This window comes from Bradyrhizobium sp. JYMT SZCCT0180 (assembly GCF_018130165.1).
Lineage (GTDB): Bacteria > Pseudomonadota > Alphaproteobacteria > Rhizobiales > Xanthobacteraceae > Bradyrhizobium.
Genome location: NZ_JAFCLZ010000001.1, coordinates 235891 through 253381 on the forward strand (window position 1 = coordinate 235891; position 17491 = coordinate 253381).

At 63.4% G+C, this 17491-nt stretch carries 20 protein-coding genes; 9 read left to right on the forward strand and 11 right to left on the reverse strand.

All coding sequences use genetic code 11. From position 1 onward, the window contains the following. Window positions 1-21: 21 nt before the first annotated feature. Complete coding sequence (locus tag JQ641_RS01085; RefSeq protein WP_211993973.1) at window positions 22-573, reverse strand: carboxymuconolactone decarboxylase family protein; 552 nt, start codon at window positions 571-573, stop codon at window positions 22-24. A gap of 93 nt (window positions 574-666) precedes the next feature. On the opposite strand from JQ641_RS01085, the gene JQ641_RS01090 reads away from it, so the two are divergent. Then, entirely contained in the window at window positions 667-987 is a 321-nt protein-coding gene (locus JQ641_RS01090; protein WP_211993976.1) for a winged helix-turn-helix transcriptional regulator, read from the forward strand. A gap of 46 nt (window positions 988-1033) precedes the next feature. Here JQ641_RS01090 and JQ641_RS01095 read toward each other — a convergent pair whose 3' ends face one another. The 3 genes from JQ641_RS01095 to hemH all read right to left on the reverse strand — a co-directional run bounded on the left by JQ641_RS01095 (window position 1034) and on the right by hemH (window position 3866). After that, window positions 1034-1480: an NfeD family protein gene (locus tag JQ641_RS01095; protein WP_211993978.1), complete on the reverse strand. Its 447-nt coding sequence runs from the start codon at window positions 1478-1480 to the stop codon at window positions 1034-1036. Window positions 1481-1662: 182 nt separating this feature from the next. After that, window positions 1663-2673: an SPFH domain-containing protein gene (locus JQ641_RS01100; RefSeq protein WP_211993981.1), complete on the reverse strand. Its 1011-nt coding sequence runs from the start codon at window positions 2671-2673 to the stop codon at window positions 1663-1665. A 155-nt stretch (window positions 2674-2828) separates the two neighbouring features. Further along, window positions 2829-3866: a ferrochelatase gene (gene hemH, locus JQ641_RS01105; protein ID WP_211993983.1), complete on the reverse strand. Its 1038-nt coding sequence runs from the start codon at window positions 3864-3866 to the stop codon at window positions 2829-2831. Window positions 3867-3954: 88 nt separating this feature from the next. Here hemH and JQ641_RS01110 point away from each other — a divergent pair, with 88 nt between their 5' ends. Both JQ641_RS01110 and JQ641_RS01115 read left to right on the forward strand, forming a co-directional pair. Further along, window positions 3955-4353: an MAPEG family protein gene (locus JQ641_RS01110; RefSeq protein WP_192738169.1), complete on the forward strand. Its 399-nt coding sequence runs from the start codon at window positions 3955-3957 to the stop codon at window positions 4351-4353. Window positions 4354-5153: 800 nt separating this feature from the next. Then, window positions 5154-5495, forward strand: coding sequence for a hypothetical protein (locus tag JQ641_RS01115; protein ID WP_192738170.1), 342 nt, complete (start codon window positions 5154-5156; stop codon window positions 5493-5495). Here the strand turns inward: JQ641_RS01115 and JQ641_RS01120 are convergent. The 5 genes from JQ641_RS01120 to JQ641_RS01140 all read right to left on the reverse strand — a co-directional run bounded on the left by JQ641_RS01120 (window position 5492) and on the right by JQ641_RS01140 (window position 10533). Then, window positions 5492-5926, reverse strand: a complete 435-nt coding sequence (locus JQ641_RS01120) for an acyl-CoA thioesterase (RefSeq protein WP_211993985.1) — start codon at window positions 5924-5926, stop codon at window positions 5492-5494. The two genes, JQ641_RS01115 and JQ641_RS01120, sit on opposite strands and share 4 nt — an antisense overlap. Before the next feature lie 53 nt (window positions 5927-5979). After that, on the reverse strand, window positions 5980-6414 hold the full coding sequence (locus JQ641_RS01125) for a hypothetical protein (protein WP_211993987.1): 435 nt from the start codon (window positions 6412-6414) through the stop codon (window positions 5980-5982). Window positions 6415-6505: 91 nt separating this feature from the next. Then, window positions 6506-7663, reverse strand: coding sequence for a nickel/cobalt transporter (locus JQ641_RS01130; protein WP_211993989.1), 1158 nt, complete (start codon window positions 7661-7663; stop codon window positions 6506-6508). After that, entirely contained in the window at window positions 7660-8295 is a 636-nt protein-coding gene (locus JQ641_RS01135; RefSeq protein WP_211993991.1) for a DUF1007 family protein, read from the reverse strand. Before JQ641_RS01135 ends, JQ641_RS01130 begins: the two co-directional genes overlap by 4 nt. Window positions 8296-8442: 147 nt before the next feature. Beyond that, a complete protein-coding gene (locus JQ641_RS01140; protein WP_211993993.1) occupies window positions 8443-10533 on the reverse strand; it encodes a M3 family metallopeptidase in 2091 nt (696 codons plus the stop codon). A 211-nt stretch (window positions 10534-10744) separates the two neighbouring features. Between JQ641_RS01140 and JQ641_RS01145 the strand changes: the two genes are divergently transcribed. From JQ641_RS01145 to JQ641_RS01170, 6 genes are all read left to right on the forward strand, one after another. Then, on the forward strand, window positions 10745-11005 hold the full coding sequence (locus JQ641_RS01145) for a hypothetical protein (protein ID WP_192738178.1): 261 nt from the start codon (window positions 10745-10747) through the stop codon (window positions 11003-11005). A gap of 728 nt (window positions 11006-11733) precedes the next feature. Next, window positions 11734-12876: a type III PLP-dependent enzyme gene (locus JQ641_RS01150; RefSeq protein WP_211993995.1), complete on the forward strand. Its 1143-nt coding sequence runs from the start codon at window positions 11734-11736 to the stop codon at window positions 12874-12876. 248 nt (window positions 12877-13124) lie between these two features. Next, window positions 13125-13727: a GNAT family N-acetyltransferase gene (locus JQ641_RS01155; protein ID WP_211993996.1), complete on the forward strand. Its 603-nt coding sequence runs from the start codon at window positions 13125-13127 to the stop codon at window positions 13725-13727. A gap of 94 nt (window positions 13728-13821) precedes the next feature. Next, window positions 13822-14211 carry a RidA family protein gene (locus JQ641_RS01160; RefSeq protein WP_211993997.1) on the forward strand — a complete coding sequence of 130 codons (390 nt, stop codon included), beginning with the start codon at window positions 13822-13824 and terminating at the stop codon, window positions 14209-14211. Between the two features lie 47 nt (window positions 14212-14258). Continuing rightward, the gene (locus tag JQ641_RS01165) at window positions 14259-15701 is read left to right on the forward strand and encodes a homospermidine synthase (protein WP_211994002.1); all 1443 of its coding nucleotides are present in this window, start codon (window positions 14259-14261) and stop codon (window positions 15699-15701) included. A gap of 157 nt (window positions 15702-15858) precedes the next feature. Next, on the forward strand, window positions 15859-16080 hold the full coding sequence (locus tag JQ641_RS01170; protein ID WP_211994005.1) for a hypothetical protein: 222 nt from the start codon (window positions 15859-15861) through the stop codon (window positions 16078-16080). A 33-nt stretch (window positions 16081-16113) separates the two neighbouring features. On the opposite strand, the gene JQ641_RS01175 is transcribed toward JQ641_RS01170, so the two are convergent. Both JQ641_RS01175 and JQ641_RS01180 read right to left on the reverse strand, forming a co-directional pair. Next, window positions 16114-16854 carry an acetoacetate decarboxylase gene (locus JQ641_RS01175; protein ID WP_211994007.1) on the reverse strand — a complete coding sequence of 247 codons (741 nt, stop codon included), beginning with the start codon at window positions 16852-16854 and terminating at the stop codon, window positions 16114-16116. Between the two features lie 249 nt (window positions 16855-17103). Next, complete coding sequence (locus tag JQ641_RS01180) at window positions 17104-17436, reverse strand: hypothetical protein (protein WP_211994009.1); 333 nt, start codon at window positions 17434-17436, stop codon at window positions 17104-17106. Between the last annotated feature and the right edge of the window lie 55 nt (window positions 17437-17491).

Here is a 17491-nt window from a genome sequence, read left to right on the forward strand (position 1 = left end):
CTACAATTCCCGCAATGACGGCTATCTGGGAAATCTCGCCGCCGTTTCCTCGAGCGGCAAGGCCAGCGCGTTGGCCAGATATGACACCGTGCGGTAGAAGCCGCAGAGCTGGATGATCTCGACGATTTTTGCGTCGTCATAATGTGCCGACAGCGCCTTGAATTCGGCCTCATCGAGCGTCGCGCGGTCGTGCAGGGCATCGACGGTTGCGATCAGCACCTGCTCGGCTTCCGACCAGCAGGCGGCCCTGGCATCGCCGAGCACGATGGCGCGGACCTGTTCGGCGGTCAGGCGGGCGGCCTCCGCGAACGCCGCGATATGCACGCCCCATTCGTACTCGCAGCCGGTCCGCGCGCAGGTGCGGTCGATCACGATCTCGCGTTCTCGCAAGCTGAGCGGGCCGCGATCCAGCAGACTGCCGCCGCGGAATTTCTCCCAGGCGCGGGCGTTGCCGGCCACCACCCGGAACAGCGTCAGCGGCGGCGCGCCGCGCATGATGCGCTCGAATTGCCCTTGAATCTCGGGTGGATAAGGCGGTTGCAGCGGCGCTATCCGGGGCGCGGTCTGTGACATCGGTCCACTCCTGTGCTACAATAAATGTAGCACTACGCTACAATATCTGTAGCGGCTCGCAAGAGCTTTCCGATTCCGAAACAGGCCCCTGCCATGAAGAAACGCGCCGTCCGCGGCTCCCGCACCGGCCGGCCGGTGATGGCGCTGCTCGACCTGCTCGGGCGCCGCTGGACCTTGCGCATCCTGTGGGAGCTGCGCGAGGGACCGCTGACCTCGCGCGCGCTACGCACCGCCTGCGACGGGGCCTCGCCGACGGTCATGCAGACCCGGCTGACCGAGTTGCGCGAGGCCGGCCTGATCGAACTGCTGCCGGGCGATGGCTATGGCCTCACCGCGCTCGGCCTCGAATTGAACGAAACCTTCCTTCCTCTCCACCGCTTTGCGGAGCGGTGGAGCAAGCAAATGCAAGCTTGAGCATGATCTGATCGGAAAACCGGTACCCACTTTTCCGGATCATGCTCTAGGCCACCGCTACCGTCAGGCTGGCGCCATCGGCCTGCACGACCTTGACGCGGCTGCCGGCCGGCGCATCGGGGCCGGCGACGCGCCAGATCGTGTCGTCGATCCGCACCGTGCCTGTGCCGCCAACGATCGGTTTTTCCAGCGTGAACTCCCGGCCGATCATCGCTTCGGTCCGCCGGTTGAGGAACGGGTTGCTCTGGCTGCTGCTGCCGGCGCTCTTGGCAAAATGCCGCCACGCCGGCACGGCCGCGGCCGCGAACAACGCGAACATCAAAAGCTGCGTCTGCCATGACGGGTTGATCGCAAACGACACCAGCCCGACCATCAGCGATGAAAGCCCGAGCCAGAACAGGAAGACACCCGGCGCCAGCAATTCCAGCGCCATCAGGATGAAGCCGAAGATCAGCCAGTTCCAGGTGCCCAGGGTAGCAAACATGTCGGCCATGACACGACCTCTGTCCTTTTTAGTCGAACTCGACAACACACCGGCGGTGCGCCCCCTCTCCCGCACTTGCGGGGGAGGGTTGGGGTGGGGGCTCTCTCCGCGAGATGACTCGTGGAGAGAGCCCCCACCCGCCTCGCTTTCGCTCGGCACCCTCCCCCGCAAGCGCGGGAGAGGGAAATCTCTTACCGCTGCGGCGAGAACGGTGACGGCGGCGGCGGCGGTGGCGGCGTCGGACCGGTGCTCGGCACCGAACCACGCCGCGCGACTGCCGCGGTAGCGGCGTCGCCGAAGGTCGCCTTGGCGATCTCGCCGATGCCGGCGAGCGAGCCCAGGATGCTGGTCGCCTCGATCGGCAGCATCAGGATTTTCTGGTTCGGCGATTCGGCCAGTTGCCCGAACGCCTTGATGTATTTATCGGCGATGAAGTAGTTCAGCGCGGCAACGTCGCCCTTGGAGATGGCTTCGGACACCATCTGCGTCGCCTTGGCTTCGGCCTCCGCCGAACGCTCGCGCGCCTCGGCGTCGCGGAACGCGGCTTCTTTGCGGCCCTCGGCCTGCAGGATCTGGCCCTGTTTTGCGCCTTCAGCGCGTAAAATCTCCGACTGCCGCTGGCCTTCGGCCTGCAGAATGTCGGCGCGCTTGACGCGCTCGGCCTTCATCTGCCGGCCCATGGCCTCCACGAGATCCGCCGGCGGCACGATGTCCTTGATCTCGATGCGGTTGACCTTCAACCCCCACGGCGACACCGCGGCGTCGACCACGCGCAGCAGCCGCTCGTTGATCTCGTCGCGGTGCGACAGCACCTGGTCGAGGTCCATCGAACCCATCACCGAGCGGATGTTGGTCATCGTCAGCACGATGATCGCCTGCTCGAGATGGGCCACCTCGTAGCTGGCCTTGGCGGCGTCGAACACCTGGAAGAACGCGACGCCGTCCACCGTCACGGTGGCGTTATCCTTGGTGATCACTTCCTGCTCGGGAATGTTGATCACCTGCTCCATCATATTCATCTTGCGGCCGACGCGGTCGAAATAGGGAACGATGATGTTCAACCCCGGCGACAGCGTGCGGGTGTATTTGCCGAACCGCTCGATGGTCCAGTCATAGCCTTGCGGCACCGTTTTGACGCCGGCGAACAGGGTCACAATGACCAGCAGCAAAAACGCAATCGCGAAAATGTCGAAACCAGTCATGAATTCCCTCCAAAACCGGCAAGACCGTTGCCGGACGCGGTCGTCCATATGTCTGCCGGATGCCACCGCCGGTTCAGCCCGGCTGTTCTCTTACAATGGTTACGTAGGGAGCCGTTTGACGCCTGCCAGATGTATGGCGCTTGGACAATGGAATATCAAATCCAGCCCTGAAGCTCGCGCAACACGAGCTGGCGGATCACGTCCATGCCGGGCTCGGAGTCGTTGAGGCAGGGGATCAAGGCGAATTGCTCGCCGCCATTGTGCTTGAATATTTCGGCGTTTTCCTGCGCGATCTCTTCCAGCGTCTCCAAGCAATCGGCGGAGAAGCCGGGGGTCACCACGGCTATGCGCTTGACACCATCCTTCGCGAGCTGCGCGATGGTCTTGTCGGTGTAGGGCTGCAGCCACTCGTCGAAGCCGAAGCGCGATTGAAATGTAAGCTTGAGTTTGGACGCATCAAGGCCCATGCGCCGGCGCAAGGCGTCGGTTGTTGCGATGCACTGCGCCTGGTAGGGATCGCCCTTGTCGACATACTTTTGCGGCATGCCGTGAAACGACGCGACGATCAGTTCGGGCTGGAACGGCAAGGTCGCCAGATGCGCATTGATTGAGACCGCCAGCGCGTCGATGTAGTCGGGGTCGTCATAGTAAGGCGGCGTCACCCGCAATATCGGCTGCGCGCGCATGCCGGCCAGCACGCGGAAAACCTCGTCGCACACGGTGGCCGAGGTCGCCGCGGAATATTGCGGATAGAGCGGCACGACCAGCAGACGGTCGCAGCCTTGCGCGGTCAGGGCATCGATGCGCGAGCGGATCGACGGATTGCCGTAACGCATCGCCCAGTCGACCACGACGTGATCATGGTCCGCGATCGCCTCGGCCAGCTTCTCGGCTTGCGCGCGCGTGATGGTCTTGAGCGGCGATTCGTCTCGATCGACGTTCCAGATCTTCTGGTAGTCGCGCGCCTTGCGGCGGGGACGGATGCGCAGAATGATGCCGTTGAGGATCAGCTTCCAGCGCAGCCCCTGGTCCTCGATCACGCGCGGGTCGGAGAGGAATTCCTTGAGGTAGACCCGCACGCCCCTGGTATCGGCGGTATCGGGCGTGCCGAGATTGACCAGCAGCACGCCGACGCGCTCCGGCTTGGCTTCCGGCGCAGGCTTCGCACTTCCTATGGGAACGACCACGGTCATGATTTCCGTGGCTTCGCGCGTTGCACCATCCTTGTCAAGACAAGCATCGGTTCGCTACGCTCAGGTCTTGCCCGGGGCGGGAGGAACCATGACGGTCGCCGAATGGTGCGTTTTCGGAACGCTGCTGCTGTACTTGCTGACGATCGCCTCGGTCAAATGGATCGGGTTTCGCCGTTTCGACAATGCGAGGCCCCGCGACCCCGATTTCTACGAGGATCCGATCCGCGCCCGGGCTCTGGGCGCCCATCAGAACGGCATCGAGGCCTTTCCGTTTTTTGCGGTCGCGGTCCTGCTGGCCGAGTTTCGCCTCGGGCCGCAACATTTGATCGACGAGCTGGCGGTGCTGTTCCTGATCGTGCGGATCGCCTACGTCTTCACTTATCTCGGCAACCGCCCGACGCTGCGCTCGATCCTGTGGTCCATCGGTTTTGCGATCAACATCGCGATCTTCTTCCTGCCGGCGGTCAAGGGGTATTTGCCGGGGTAGCGCCATCTCTCGTCGTCCCGGCCTTGAGCCGGGACCCATACGCCGCGGCAGTTATTGTGCGAAAGGTGTCTAACGTCTGCGCTCTCACCGATGGGCCGCGGCGTATGGGTCCCGGGTCAAGCCCGGGACGACGGCGGTGTTTTTCGCTACACCATATCCAAACACACCTTCGCGTTCTCGCGACGCGATGCGCCCGAGCTTTGCCAGAACTTCCTTGCCCTCCAATGAGAGGGCGCAGGGAAGACCGGGTGCGCGCTGCACCCGCGGTCCCGTGTGCGGTCTGCACTAAGTAGGCTGCACACGAGCATACAGGGCAGCGGGGAACACCCGGCCTTCCCTGCGCAATGGCTTTACGGCTAATGCCGTGCTCTCCCCGGAGACGAGTTCTTGGTTGACTCCGTCGCTGCCGTTCCCGCTCGCGCTTCTTCGACAGCTTGACGCCGGCAACGGACGCCAGGACCACACGGTTTTGCCGTACGCTTAGTCCACGCCATCGTCTCAGCGCAAACCAGCGTCCACCGCAACCCGTCCAACGTCCGTGACGACGGCCGACGCCCTCTGAGTGGGACGGGATGCGCGAATATATGCACCTGATTTTCATTCTGGTAAACAGAAATATTTTTTGCTCTGGGGCTTGACACAATTTCCGCAAATCGGAAGTGATTTGCCCGTCGGGCCAAATTGCCGCAGCTTTGCTTGCCTGTCCGGGCACCTTCAGTTCACATTGAACCTTCAAGCGGCGGAATCGCACCAAGGCACAAGCGCGGCTCGCTCCAAGGCGGCGCGGGAGATTTCATGTGATGGATACTGTGATGGATAGTGCCGTACAATCCCGCCGGTTCAGCATTATCGGCAGCGTGACAGGCCTGTTGGCGCTGCTGGTCTCGGCGCTGACGCAATTGGTGCCGGGGATTTATCTTTCCGGGCTCGTCGGTCAGGCGACCTGGAACGAGGTACTCTCAACGGGGGCGGCCGCGCTCGGCGTGATCGCCATCTCTTTCGCCGTCGTCGCGATCATCATGAAGGAAGGAAAGCTGCTGGCAGGTATCGCGGCCGTCCTCGGCTTCGTAGCCATCGCCGTCCAGATATGGTGGGTTCTGCTCATCCTGGCGATCGCTCTCATCATCCTAAACTCCCTCTAGGACAGGTGCCGCTCCCGCGTCGTGATGAAATCCCGGATCGATTGCGGGATCGGGACCGGACGGTGGGATTTCTGATCGGTATAGACCCAGACGATCTCACCGGTCACCAGCGCCTCGTTGCCTCCCTTGAGAAAGATCGCAAGCTCGAAGGTAAGGCTTGAATTGCCGATCCGCGCCACCCGCGCGCCGACGTCCAACTCCTGGTCGAACAGCACCGGCGCCTTGTACTCGATCAGCGATTTGACGACGTGGAAGTCGATGCCGGTCTTTCGGGAGTCGGCATACTGGTCGTAGCCCAGCGCGCGGAAATACTCGGTGATGGTAGTGTCGAAATAGGTCAGGTAATGCGCGTTGAAGACAACACCCTGCCCGTCGATTTCGGAATAGCGCACCCGAAACGGGTGGAAGAACCAGAACTGCTCGCGTGACATTGAATCCCCTGTAGCGCCTCTTACCTGCTCGTCTCTCGCTTACCCTACACGCTTTAATCCGTTTCAGTACCGTCCGTCCCAATGGTCTGCGTCGCGAAAGCGGGCGGGAGTCCATGCAACCGCAGAGCGGCCTTCGCGGCGACCTTGCCGACCTCCCCGCTTGCGCTAACCTTGTAGGTGCAGCTGTCGTGCGCCAGCTGCAATGCAGTGAACTCGCCTCCATCCTTTACAAAGAGGCGATCCTGCTCCCGACCGCCTTCATCGCGGACCACACCATTATGCGCGGTATAGCGAGCCGAGGTAACACCGGGATTTTCCGTTACGCTTATGTTCAAAACTGCGTTCTTTATGAAATAGACGTCGATGCCGCCATTGGCCTTGGCGATACGATCTATCCAGCAGATCGGGGCCGCAAGGGATGGCATTGCCGTCACAGCCCAGCAGACCGGAATCAGCAAGCAGGCGACGGCAATTGATCTGAAGCGCATTGCTGCCTCCCTATCGTTGCCAAATGAAGGCGCCAGTATTGCTCCTCGCGGATAGTATTCTATTCTGCGCCGCGCTCGTCCGGGCTACGGATCACAGACACGTCACCCGCTCTGCGGCGAGATAGCCGAACAAGAGGCCGAGGCCGAACAGCAGCACGAGGCCGGCCGCGCCGAATTCGATGCCGCGCATGATCAGCGCGCCGCCGCCTTCGCGGCCGGCGCTGAGGCGCTCGGCGAGGCCTCGCGCGGACACCGCGACGATGGCGATGGTCGCGACCGTGATCGCGGTGCCGAGGCCCATCACGAAGGTCGCGGCGATGCCGGCCCAGAACAGGCCCTGCGCCAGCGCGAACACGAGAACGAGGATCGCGCCCGAACAGGGCCGCAGGCCTACGGCGAAGATCGCGCCGAGGCCACGTTGCCAGCCACCGGGACCGGCAAGCTGATCCGGCGTCGGGCCGTGGGAGTGGCCGCAATGCTCGTCATGGACGTGGCCGTCCGCGTGGGAATGAGCGTCGGCATGAGCGTGCGCGTGGGCATGACCGTGCGCATGGGCGTCTGCGTGCGCGTGGGCATGTTGATGATGTTCATGGTGGTGATCGTGGTGATGGTGATCGTGGCCATGATTGTGATGATGGCCGGCCGCAGCCGTAGCGGTGGCCATCGCGGGCACCGGCTTGGCCTGCAGCGCGCGCATAAAACCGCCGCCCTTGGTCCAGACCAGCCGAGCGCCGAACGCCGCGATCAAAGCGTAGCTCGCGATCTCGATCGCCTTCTCCGCCCCGCACATGGTTTTTGCGGTGGCGTTGAGCAGCCAGGCGCAGATGCCGACGATCAGCACGGCGACCAGCGCCTGCAGCATCGCGGATGCAAACGACAGCACGATGCCGCGCCGCGCGGTCTCGTGATTGGCGACCAGATAGGACGAGATGACAGCCTTGCCGTGGCCGGGACCGGCGGCGTGGAAAATCCCGTACGCAAACGAGATCGCCAGCAGCGTCCAGACCGCCGAGCCATCGGACTTGGCGGCGCGGATGGTCGCCGACATCTCGCGATAGAATTCCGATTGCTTGGCCAGGAGCCAGCCGACGATGCCGCCGACCTGCGGCTCAGGGGCTTTGGCCGGCCGTGGGCCGCCGAACGGGTTTTGCGCCAGCAGGACGTGCAAGGCGCCGTCGACCGCGACAATGGCGGCGAGTGCGACGATCCCGATCAGGAGCGCCTGGGCAACGCTGGTGTGGCGCCTCACGGGCAATCCACCAGTATCTTGTTGGCGTACATGGCGCCGTAGTTCGAATTGTCGCCGTTCATAAAGTTGTTTTCGTTGAGCCGCTGCGCATTGGCGGTGCCGTCATTGGGCCTCTGGAATTGCAGCTTGCAGTCGGCGGGCGCGCCGACCAGCTTGATCGGGTCCTTCTCCTCGAACTTGAAATCGATGAAGTAGGCCGGATCGAACACTTCCAGCGCGGCCTGTCTGGCCTTGAACGGCGTCTTGGCGGGCAGCATGAAGTGCAGCGTCAGCGCGTCATTCTTGAATTCGAGATAGTAGTCGACCGGCTCCAAAAACCTCTCCTTCTTGCCGTCGGCCCTGGCGAAGGTGAAGTAGCCGAATTCCTTCAGCGACTCGATATTGGTCTGCGCCAGCGGCGCCAGTTCCTCACGGCTGTAGACGCCTTTTGTCTTGGTCTCGATGCCCTGCAACGCATAGGTCGAGAACATGTCGTCAAAGGTCCAGGCGTGGCGCACGCCTGAGATCGAGCCGTCGGGCGCGTAGACCACCTCGCTCTTGGCGGTGATCCAGACATGCGGATGCGCCTGGGCAGGGGCAGCGCCGAGGAGTGACACGACGATCAAGCCTAAGAAGCCGAACAGTACACGCATGACGTCGTCCCTGCGAACGCAGGGACCCATACGCCGTGGCGTCTCTTTTTGGCAGTGTGGCAATGGCGTTCCTTCAAAACAGACATCAGTGGTTATGGGTCCCCGCGCCCGTGCGCAATTGCGCACTAGGCGGGGACGAAGTGGGGCTCACGCCGCCTCTGGCGTTTCGAGCAAGCCCCGGCGGCGCAGCAGCGCGTCGGGCTCCGGCTCCCTGCCGCGGAACGCGACATAGGCATCCTCGGGGTCGCGCGAGCCGCCGGACGAATAGATGTCGTCGTGCAGGCGCCTGGCGGTGGCGGGATCGAAGATGTCGCCGGCCTCCTCGAAGGCGCCGAACGCGTCGGCGTCCATCACCTCCGACCACATGTAGCTGTAATAGCCCGACGCATAATGGTCGCCGGAGAAGATGTGGCCGAACTGGGTGGGCCGGTGGCGCAGCGCGATCTCGGCGGGCATGCCGATTTTCTCCAGCTCCGCCTTCTCGAACGCGCCGACGTCGCGGCTGGCTGATGCCGGCTGGGTGTGGAATTCGAGGTCGATCAGCGCCGAGGAGACGAACTCCACGGTGGCAAAGCCCTGGTTGAATTTGCGCGCGGCCAGGAAGCGGGTGAGCAGTTCGTCCGGCAGCGGCTCGCCGGTCTGGTAGTGTTTTGCGAACTGCCGCAGCACCTGCGGCTGCTCCTGCCAGTGCTCGTAGAGCTGCGAGGGCAGTTCGACGAAGTCGGTGAACACGGACGTGCCCGACAGCGAGGGATAGTTCACGTTGGACAGCATGCCGTGCAGGCCGTGGCCGAACTCGTGGAACAGGGTCCGCGCGTCATCAGGCGACAGCAGCGACGGCTCGCCGTCGGCGCCCTTGGCGAAATTGCAGACATTGATCACCAGCGGGGCGATCGCGCCGTCGAGCTTCTGCTGGTCGCGCAGCGAGGTCATCCAGGCGCCGGAGCGCTTGGACGGCCGGGCGAAGTAGTCGCCATAGAACAGCGCCTTGTGCTTGCCGTCGGCGCCCTTGACCTCCCAGACCCGAACGTCCGGGTGCCAGACCGGGATATCCTTGCGCTCCGAGAACGTGACGCCGAACAGGCGGGTGGCGCAGTCGAAGGCGGCCTCGATCATGTGGTCGAGCACCAGATACGGCTTGATCGCGGCGTCGTCGAAATTGGCGCGGACCTGACGCAGCTTTTCGGCGTAGTAGCGCCAGTCCCACGGCGCCAGCGCGAAATTGCCGCCCTCTTCCGCGATCATGGCCTGCAGCGCGTCGCGGTCGGCGAGCGCCCGGGCCCGCGCCGGCTTCCAGACCCGCTCCAGGAGGCTGCGCACCGCCTCGGGCGTCTTGGCCATGGAATCTTCCAGGCGGTAGGCGGCATAGGTCGGGTAACCCATGATCTTGGCGGCCTCCTCGCGGAGCCCCAGGATCTCCACCACGGTGGCGTTGTTGTCGTTGGCGTTGCCGTTGTCGCCGCGGGCGGTGAAGGCACGGAAGACCTTCTCGCGCAGGTCACGCCGGTCGGAGCTCTTCAGGAACGGCTCCACGGAAGAGCGCGACAGCGTCACGATCGCCTTGCCGGGCATCCCGCGCGCCTCGGCGGCGGCCTTGGCGGCGGCGACGAAGGCTTCGGGTAGCCCGCCGCGGTCGTCCTCGCCGAGCTCCATGAACCAGTCCTGCTCATCGCCGAGCAGATGATGGCTGAACGAGGTGCCAAGTTCGGCCAGCCGCTCGTTGATCTCGGCCCGGCGCGCCTTGGCGGCTTCGTCGAGGCCGGCACCAGCGCGGTGGAAGTTGGTGTAGGTGCGCTCCAGCAGCCGGATCTCCTCTCCGGTCAGGCCGAGCGCGGCGCGGTTGTGGTGGAGCATGGCGATGCGCCCGAACAGCACCGCGTTCATCATGATCGGATTCCAGTGCCGCGCCATCCTGGGCGACACTTCCTTGTCGATCTCCAGGATCGCCGGATTGGAGTGCGCCGACACCAGGTCGTAGAACACGGCGGAGACCTTGGAGAGCAGCTTGCCGGAGCGCTCCAGTGCCGTAACCGTGTTGGCGAAGTCCGGCGCCGCGGGATCGTGGGTGATGGCGGCGACCTCGGCGGCGTGATCGGCAAAGGCCTGCTCGAAGGCCGGCAGGAAGTGCTCCGGGAGAATTTCGGCAAAGGGCGGCGTCTCGAACGGCGTCTGCCACGGCCGGAGCAGCGGATTTACCGGGGCTTCCGGAGGGGCTGCATTTTGCTGGGTTTCCGACATCACAAATCCCGCTTTCGCGCTGAAGCCGCTTCGGGCCCCAGCCTTGTTTTTGACGCGTTTTCCTACCGCGAACCGGTTATCCACTTCGGCTCGAAAACGCTCTGAATGATGCGTCAATCTATATCACGCGATACGGCATTTTTGGGCCTTTTAAGCTTGATAGTGGGGGCCTTTTCGGAGAGATTGCGCCCACCCAACAGGACCCGTTTCCATGAGCATGCAGCCTTCTTCCGGCGCCAAGAGCGAGATCATCTGGCCGAGCGTCATCACCGTCATCTCGGCGGCGATCCTGATCGGCGCCGAGGTGTTCGGCGCGGCGTTCGCCGGCGGCTGGGCGCTCGCGATCCTGCTCGGACTCTCCGACACCGGCGCGCACATCCTGCAGGCGGTGATGTTCGGCATCGGCGTCGTGATCATGGTCGGCTTCATCCGCCAAGCTCAGCGCATCGAGCCGTTCTGGAAACGCAGCTGACGCGCTGAGCCAGGAAGCTGCTCAAGAAAGCGCTGCGGCACAGGCGCTTTCGCGATTCCACTTCTCACGACACGCTCCGTAATTTCCCCGACAAATCTTAACGGCTGTTCATGTTTGACGCCGCCAGCGCGCGCTGAGCGACGTCAAGCGACGCGCCGGCGACGTCAAGCGACGCGCTGAGCGCGCTGCTGTAAGCACGCGTTAGGGAAATTTGCCCACAGCCTAAAAAAAATGTTGCGAAGCGGATTCAAAAGTCTTATTTCCAGCCTTGCCCAATTTCGCACGTGCCTGTGGTCGTGTGTCAGTCGGTAGGTATCCGGACAAGAGGCCGGACAGCCGCCAAGGGATGAAGAACCGAGGGTCGCTTCATAAGCGGCCAGCATCTCTCTCAAGAGATGCCGTTGAAGGTCTCTGCATCCTTTGCAACCGTGACTGGCAGCCGGAGGCGAACCGGCGCACCCCGCTCTCAACGGGGGACGCGACTTAAAGCAACGACGGATCGGGCTTTTTTGGTCTCTACCGGCATTCCAACGCCGGCGCGGGCTACTGAAAAGGCTTGTCCTTCATTGCCAGGTGTGCGGGCGGGAAATTCCCAACCAATCCACGGCAGCACTATTCGGTCTGAGTCCAAGGCCTAGTCGCGTCTCCATCGTGCGACTGCGCCGAAGCACTTATGGCCGAGATTCACATTTGAACGCGTCCCGTCGCTGGGCCGTTTGGAGGGTGCTATGACCGAACGTATTCAGGAATTCCTGCGCAACCGCCGCAGCGAGGGCCAGGACACCGAGCCGTGCCTCGTGGTCGACCTCGAAGTCGTGCGCGACAATTACCAGACCTTCGCGAAGGCGTTGCCGGACAGCCGCGTGTTCTACGCGGTGAAGGCAAACCCGTCGCCGGAAGTGCTGGCGCTGCTGGCCTCGATGGGCTCGTGCTTCGACACCGCAACGGTGGCCGAGATCGAAATGGCGCTGGCTGCCGGTGCGACGCCGGACCGCGTCTCCTATGGCAACACGATCAAGAAGGAGCGCGACATCGCGCGTGCCTTCGCGCTCGGCATTCGCCTGTTCGCGGTCGACTGCGCCGCCGAAGTCGAGAAGGTCGCCCGTGCTGCGCCCGGCGCCAAGGTGTTCTGCCGCATCCTCTATGATTGCGCCGGCGCCGAATGGCCGCTGTCGCGCAAGTTCGGCTGCGATCCGGAGATGGCGGTCGACGTGCTCGACCTCGCCAAGCGTCTGGGCCTGGAGCCGTGCGGCATCTCGTTCCATGTCGGCTCGCAGCAGCGCAAGGTGAAGGCGTGGGACCGTGCCCTGTCGATGGCCTCGTCGGTGTTCCGTGACTGCGCCGAGCGCGGGATCAACCTGTCCATGGTCAACATGGGCGGCGGCTTCCCGACCAAGTACCTCAAGGACGTTCCTCCGGTCCTGCAATATGGTCGGTCGATCTTCCGCGCGCTGCGCAAGCATTTTGGCAACCAGATCCCGGAAACCATCATCGAGCCGGGACGCGGCATGGTCGGCAATGCCGGCATCATCGAGACCGAAGTCGTTCTGATCTCCAAGAAGAGCGACGAGGACGAGGTGCGCTGGGTGTATCTCGACATCGGCAAGTTCGGCGGTCTCGCCGAGACGATGGACGAGTCGATCCGTTACGCCATCCGCACCCCGCATGACGGTGCGGAAATGACGCCGTGCGTGCTCGCAGGCCCGACCTGCGACAGCGCCGACGTGCTGTACGAGAAGCTGCCGTATCCGCTCCCGGTTACGCTCGAGATCGGCGACAAGCTGCTGATCGAAGGCACCGGCGCCTATACGTCGACCTACTCGTCGGTGGCGTTCAACGGCATCCCGCCGCTGCGGACCTACCACATCTGACGTAGCGAGGCGCTGCGCTGTCCTTCACCTCTCCCGCTTGCGGGGGAGGTCGGCGCGAAGCGCCGGGTGGGGGCTCTCTCCCATCGAAGAGTGCGAATCGCGGAAGCACCCCCACCCCACCCTCCCCCGCAAGCGCGGGAGAGGGAGTGATAGAGCGGAAGCCGGTGCGCCGGCTTTTTCCAGACATCCAAGTTTTCGAGACAACGCTCCGCGGCGTGATCTGCCGTTGGAGTGAGGACTGACGTGCCATGACTGCTTTGCGGAAGACCACTGTTGCCCTCACCCCGAATGCCGCTCCGTTCGCGATCCGTGCGGAACGGGCTTCGGACGTCGTTGCGCGTGAAGCGCTGCTGGATGCCTGCTTTGGCGCAAACCGCCATACCCGCACCTGCCAGCGCCTGCGTGACGAACGTGCGCCCGCCGAAGGCCTTGCCTTGTCGGCCGTGGCACGAGGGAAGCTCGTGGGCACCGTCCGGTTGTGGCACGTCAGCGCCGGGGGCATCCCGGCGCTCATGCTCGGCCCGCTGGCGGTTGAGGAATCCTCCCGCAAGCTCGGCGTCGGGGCCGCGCTGATGGACCACGCGCTCGCGGCGGCGACGGCGCGTGGCCATCGCGCGGTGATCCTGCTCGGCGACGCGCCCTATTACGTCAGGTTCGGCTTCTCGGCCGAAAAGACCGGCGAGCTGTCGCTGCCGGGCCCGTTCGAGCGCGACCGCCTGCTCGGCCTCGAGCTGCGCGGGGGCGCGCTCGACGGTGCCTGGGGCATGATCTCGGCGTCCGGCGCGCCAATGTCCAAGGCAAGGGCATCGCGCGCGAAGAAGGCGTTGCAAGCCGTGCCGCACGCGGCCTGAGCCGTCGCATCAGAGGGGTTGCGCGGTCCGGCGAAAAGCCCTTAAACCGCGCCAAATCAGCAATTTTCGGATCAGGCCGCAAATCGAGGTTCCGATGCCCCGCCGTCTCATATCCACCGGTTCGCCGTTCGAGAAGACCGCCGGCTACAGCCGCGCCGTGATCGACGGCGATTTCGCCTTTGTCGCCGGCACCACCGGCTATGACTACACCACCATGACGATGCCTGACGATGTCACGAGCCAGTCACGGAACTGCTTCAAGACCATCGAGGCCGCCTTGAAGGAAGGCGGCTTCGCGATGGCCGACATCGTCCGCGCGACCTACTACATCACCGACCTCAGGGATGCGGATGCCCATTTCGCAGTCTGCGGCGAAGTTCTCGGCGACATCCGCCCGGCCGCCACGCTTCTGGTGGTCGCAGGGCTCTACAAGCCCGAGATGAAGATCGAGATCGAAGTGACCGCCAAGCGCCGCAGCGCCTGATCCACCCCTTACCTTTTGTTTGCCAGACTTTCCGGAGAAACCATCCCATGAGCCCCGCCTCGCAGATCTACGCGAAGATCACCGGTCCCATCGTCATGGTCGGCTTCGGCTCCATCGGCAAAGGCACGCTGCCGATGATCGAGCGGCATCTCGATTACGACAAGTCGCGCATCACCGTGCTCGATCCCAAGGACGAGGGCCGCAAGGCGCATTGCGAGAAGCACAATGTAAAATTCATCCAGCAGGGCGTGACGAAAGACAATTATCGCGAATTGCTCACCCCGCTGCTCACTGAAGGCGGCGGCCAGGGTTTTTGCGTCAATCTGTCGGTCGACACCGGCTCCACCGACATCATGGAGCTCTGCAACGAACTTGGCGCTCTTTATATCGACACGGTCAACGAGCCCTGGCTCGGCTTCTATTTCGATTCGTCGAAGGGCCCGGAAGCGCGCTCCAACTACGCGCTTCGCGAAGCGACGCTGGCCGCCAAGAAGGCGCGCCCGGCGGGCTCGACGACGGCCGTCTCCTGCTGTGGCGCCAATCCCGGCATGGTCTCGTTTTTCGTCAAGCAGGCGCTGCTCAATGTCGCCGCTGACCTGAAGCTCAATGCCCCCAAGCCGAAGACCAAGGCCGAATGGGCTGATTTGATGCGGCAGGCCGGCATCAAGGGCATCCACATCGCCGAACGCGACACCCAGCGCTCCAAGTCGCCGAAAGAGCCTGACGTCTTCGTCAACACCTGGTCGGTGGAAGGTTTCCTGTCGGAAGGCGTGCAGCCGTCCGAACTCGGCTGGGGCACCCATGAAAAATGGATGCCCGAGAACGCGCGTACCCACGAAGCGGGCTGCGGCGCCGCCATCTATCTGATGCAGCCCGGCGCCAACACGCGCGTGCGCACCTGGTGCCCGACCCGCGGCGCGCAGTATGGCTTCCTCGTCACCCACAACGAGTCGATCTCGATCTCCGATTACTTCACGGTGCGTGACGCATCTGGCACGGCGATCTATCGGCCGACCTGCCACTATGCCTATCATCCGGCTGACGATGCCGTGCTGTCGCTGCATGAAATGTTCGGCCGCGCGGCGAAGATGCAGGAGAAGCACCACATCCTTGATGAGAACGAAATCGTCGATGGCATCGACGAACTCGGCGTGCTGCTGTTCGGCCATGACAACAATGCCTACTGGTACGGCTCGCAGCTCTCCATCGAAGAGACCCGCAAACTCGCGCCCTATCAGAACGCCACCGGCCTGCAGGTGACCTCCGCCGTGCTCGGCGGCATGGTGTGGGCGCTGGAAAACCCGAACCAAGGCATCGTCGAAGCCGACGAGATGGATTTCGATCGTCTGCTGGAAATCCAGATGCCCTACCTCGGGCCGGTAAAGGGGTACTACACCGACTGGACCCCACTGACGGACCGGCCGGGCCTGTTCCCGGAAGACATCGATACCTCCGATCCCTGGCAGTTCCGCAACATTCTGGTGCGATAGGTATGGTTCCACCCCTGATGCGACGCAGCATCAGGGGCCTCCAGCCACCGTAACGCTCGCTTAATAAAATCGCGCAATCCTGAAAGGTACCTCTTTTACGAGGACCTTGAGCCGTTCTGCGTCTCTTCGCAGCGGCGTCTTCGGTGGAGCGATGGACATGCGTGCCCTACTTGCAATCATGCTATCGGCGGTCGTTTTGGCCGGGTGCAAACCTGACAACAACAACGACATCACCGGCTCGATCGATAACTGCGCCCGCAAGCTCTACAGCTCCTACAATCCCAAGGACCTGAAGCAGTGCATTAACGTGTGCATCTCCTGCCAGCGCGGCGTGATGACGACCTGCTCGACCTCCTGCACGCTGAAGGGCGCGCAGTAGAGCGTCTTCGTCATTCCGGGTTGGTGACGACCGTCACTTCGCCAGATAATCGAACGCCACCTTCCCCAACCCCAGCGTCAGATCAGCCTTGAAATGCAGCGCGGAAACCACTTCGCGCACCGGAAGCCGGGCGACGTCGCAAAGCGCGTGGGGAAACAGGCCAAGCGCGGCCGGACCGCTCCATGCTTCCTTCAGCGTGATGTCCTCGAGCCGGAAGCGGACCAGTTCGCAGATCCGCGGCGTGCCGTCGACATGCGGGATGATCTTGAGAATGAAGTTCGGCGCCTTCATGCCTTTCAGCACGGCGTCATGATCGACCGGACGGTGCTTGTAACCCATGGTGGCGGAGGCGCAGAGCACCGAGCCGTAATGCAGCGAGCCGACCAGCACATCGCTCTCGACTTCGATCTTCGGCTTCGCCAGCTTCTTGGGAAATCCCCAGATTTCGCGGCCGCCGGCGATCGGGCCTTCGTCGTCAAGGTACATGGCGTGGGTATAAGCGCCCTCCTCGCCGTTGAGACGGACCGGGATCACCTGGCCGGTTTCGGTGTAGTCGCCGAAGCCGGTCGAGTCGGGCATGCGGATAAATTCGTATTTGACGATGGGTTCAACGACTTCGAGCGGCTCCGGCACCAGCGCGCGAAGCACGTCCGGATCGGTCCGGTAGGTGATGATGAAATATTCGCGGTTGAAGAACCGATAGGGCCCCGGCGGGAAGGACGGGTTGTTCAGCGGCATCGAATAGGCGGTTCGTCTGACATCGTCGATCTTCATGGCCTGCCCCATCTGTCGTCGGCGCGGTCGCGCGATGACGTGAGTATGCGGCAGCTTGAGGATGTAGGCGAGGCTGTAAATCCGGCAGCGTCAGTCAAATCGACGTCAGCAGTCTCCGTCATTCCGGGATGCGCCACTCGGCGCAGGCCCGGAATCCATTTATCTGCGTAACTCGCCGCCTGATGGATTCCAGGTTCGCGCTACGCGCGCCCTCAGATGCGCAATCGCGCATCGGGGAATGACGAGAGACTACTTCTGCTTGATTGGTTCGGCCGTTTTCTCGGCCGGTGCAGGCGGCAGCGCGGGCTGGGCGCCCGCCTTCTGCGCGTCGACATCAGGCCGCGCCGGTTCGGGCGGCACGTTGGACGGCCGGGTGCCGGTCGTCGTCTCCGCGGGCACCGACGGCCTGGTTTCCGCGCCCGGCGACGATTGCAGCGGTTGGGTCGCTTGCGCCAGTTGCTGCGGACCACGCGCGCGCAACTCGGCCAGCGACAGGCCTGATATCACGAGGCCCGTGGTGACCAGCGCGGCCGCAACGAGAAAATCAATCCGGTAGCTGCGCTTGTTCTGATCGGCAGACATATCGTTCACCGCATGGTTGTTCACGATGACAACGGCCGTCAGAGCGCATTGTTCC

Excerpts from the sequence above, each read along its gene's own strand:
- JQ641_RS01125 (WP_211993987.1), bottom strand. The coding sequence starts at position 6,414 with ATGCGCTTCAGATCAATTGCCGTCGCCTGCTTGCTGATTCCGGTCTGC.
- JQ641_RS01140 (WP_211993993.1), bottom strand. The coding sequence starts at position 10,533 with ATGTCGGAAACCCAGCAAAATGCAGCCCCTCCGGAAGCCCCGGTAAAT.
- JQ641_RS01150 (WP_211993995.1), top strand. The coding sequence starts at position 11,734 with ATGACCGAACGTATTCAGGAATTCCTGCGCAACCGCCGCAGCGAGGGC.
- JQ641_RS01145 (WP_192738178.1), top strand. The coding sequence starts at position 10,745 with ATGAGCATGCAGCCTTCTTCCGGCGCCAAGAGCGAGATCATCTGGCCG.
- JQ641_RS01180 (WP_211994009.1), bottom strand. The coding sequence starts at position 17,436 with ATGTCTGCCGATCAGAACAAGCGCAGCTACCGGATTGATTTTCTCGTT.
- JQ641_RS01165 (WP_211994002.1), top strand. The coding sequence starts at position 14,259 with ATGAGCCCCGCCTCGCAGATCTACGCGAAGATCACCGGTCCCATCGTC.
- JQ641_RS01160 (WP_211993997.1), top strand. The coding sequence starts at position 13,822 with ATGCCCCGCCGTCTCATATCCACCGGTTCGCCGTTCGAGAAGACCGCC.
- JQ641_RS01170 (WP_211994005.1), top strand. The coding sequence starts at position 15,859 with ATGCGTGCCCTACTTGCAATCATGCTATCGGCGGTCGTTTTGGCCGGG.
- JQ641_RS01110 (WP_192738169.1), top strand. The coding sequence starts at position 3,955 with ATGACGGTCGCCGAATGGTGCGTTTTCGGAACGCTGCTGCTGTACTTG.
- JQ641_RS01090 (WP_211993976.1), top strand. The coding sequence starts at position 667 with ATGAAGAAACGCGCCGTCCGCGGCTCCCGCACCGGCCGGCCGGTGATG.
- JQ641_RS01115 (WP_192738170.1), top strand. The coding sequence starts at position 5,154 with ATGGATACTGTGATGGATAGTGCCGTACAATCCCGCCGGTTCAGCATT.
- JQ641_RS01095 (WP_211993978.1), bottom strand. The coding sequence starts at position 1,480 with ATGGCCGACATGTTTGCTACCCTGGGCACCTGGAACTGGCTGATCTTC.
- JQ641_RS01100 (WP_211993981.1), bottom strand. The coding sequence starts at position 2,673 with ATGACTGGTTTCGACATTTTCGCGATTGCGTTTTTGCTGCTGGTCATT.
- JQ641_RS01120 (WP_211993985.1), bottom strand. The coding sequence starts at position 5,926 with ATGTCACGCGAGCAGTTCTGGTTCTTCCACCCGTTTCGGGTGCGCTAT.
- JQ641_RS01085 (WP_211993973.1), bottom strand. The coding sequence starts at position 573 with ATGTCACAGACCGCGCCCCGGATAGCGCCGCTGCAACCGCCTTATCCA.
- JQ641_RS01135 (WP_211993991.1), bottom strand. The coding sequence starts at position 8,295 with ATGCGTGTACTGTTCGGCTTCTTAGGCTTGATCGTCGTGTCACTCCTC.
- JQ641_RS01175 (WP_211994007.1), bottom strand. The coding sequence starts at position 16,854 with ATGAAGATCGACGATGTCAGACGAACCGCCTATTCGATGCCGCTGAAC.
- hemH (WP_211993983.1), bottom strand. The coding sequence starts at position 3,866 with ATGACCGTGGTCGTTCCCATAGGAAGTGCGAAGCCTGCGCCGGAAGCC.
- JQ641_RS01155 (WP_211993996.1), top strand. The coding sequence starts at position 13,125 with ATGACTGCTTTGCGGAAGACCACTGTTGCCCTCACCCCGAATGCCGCT.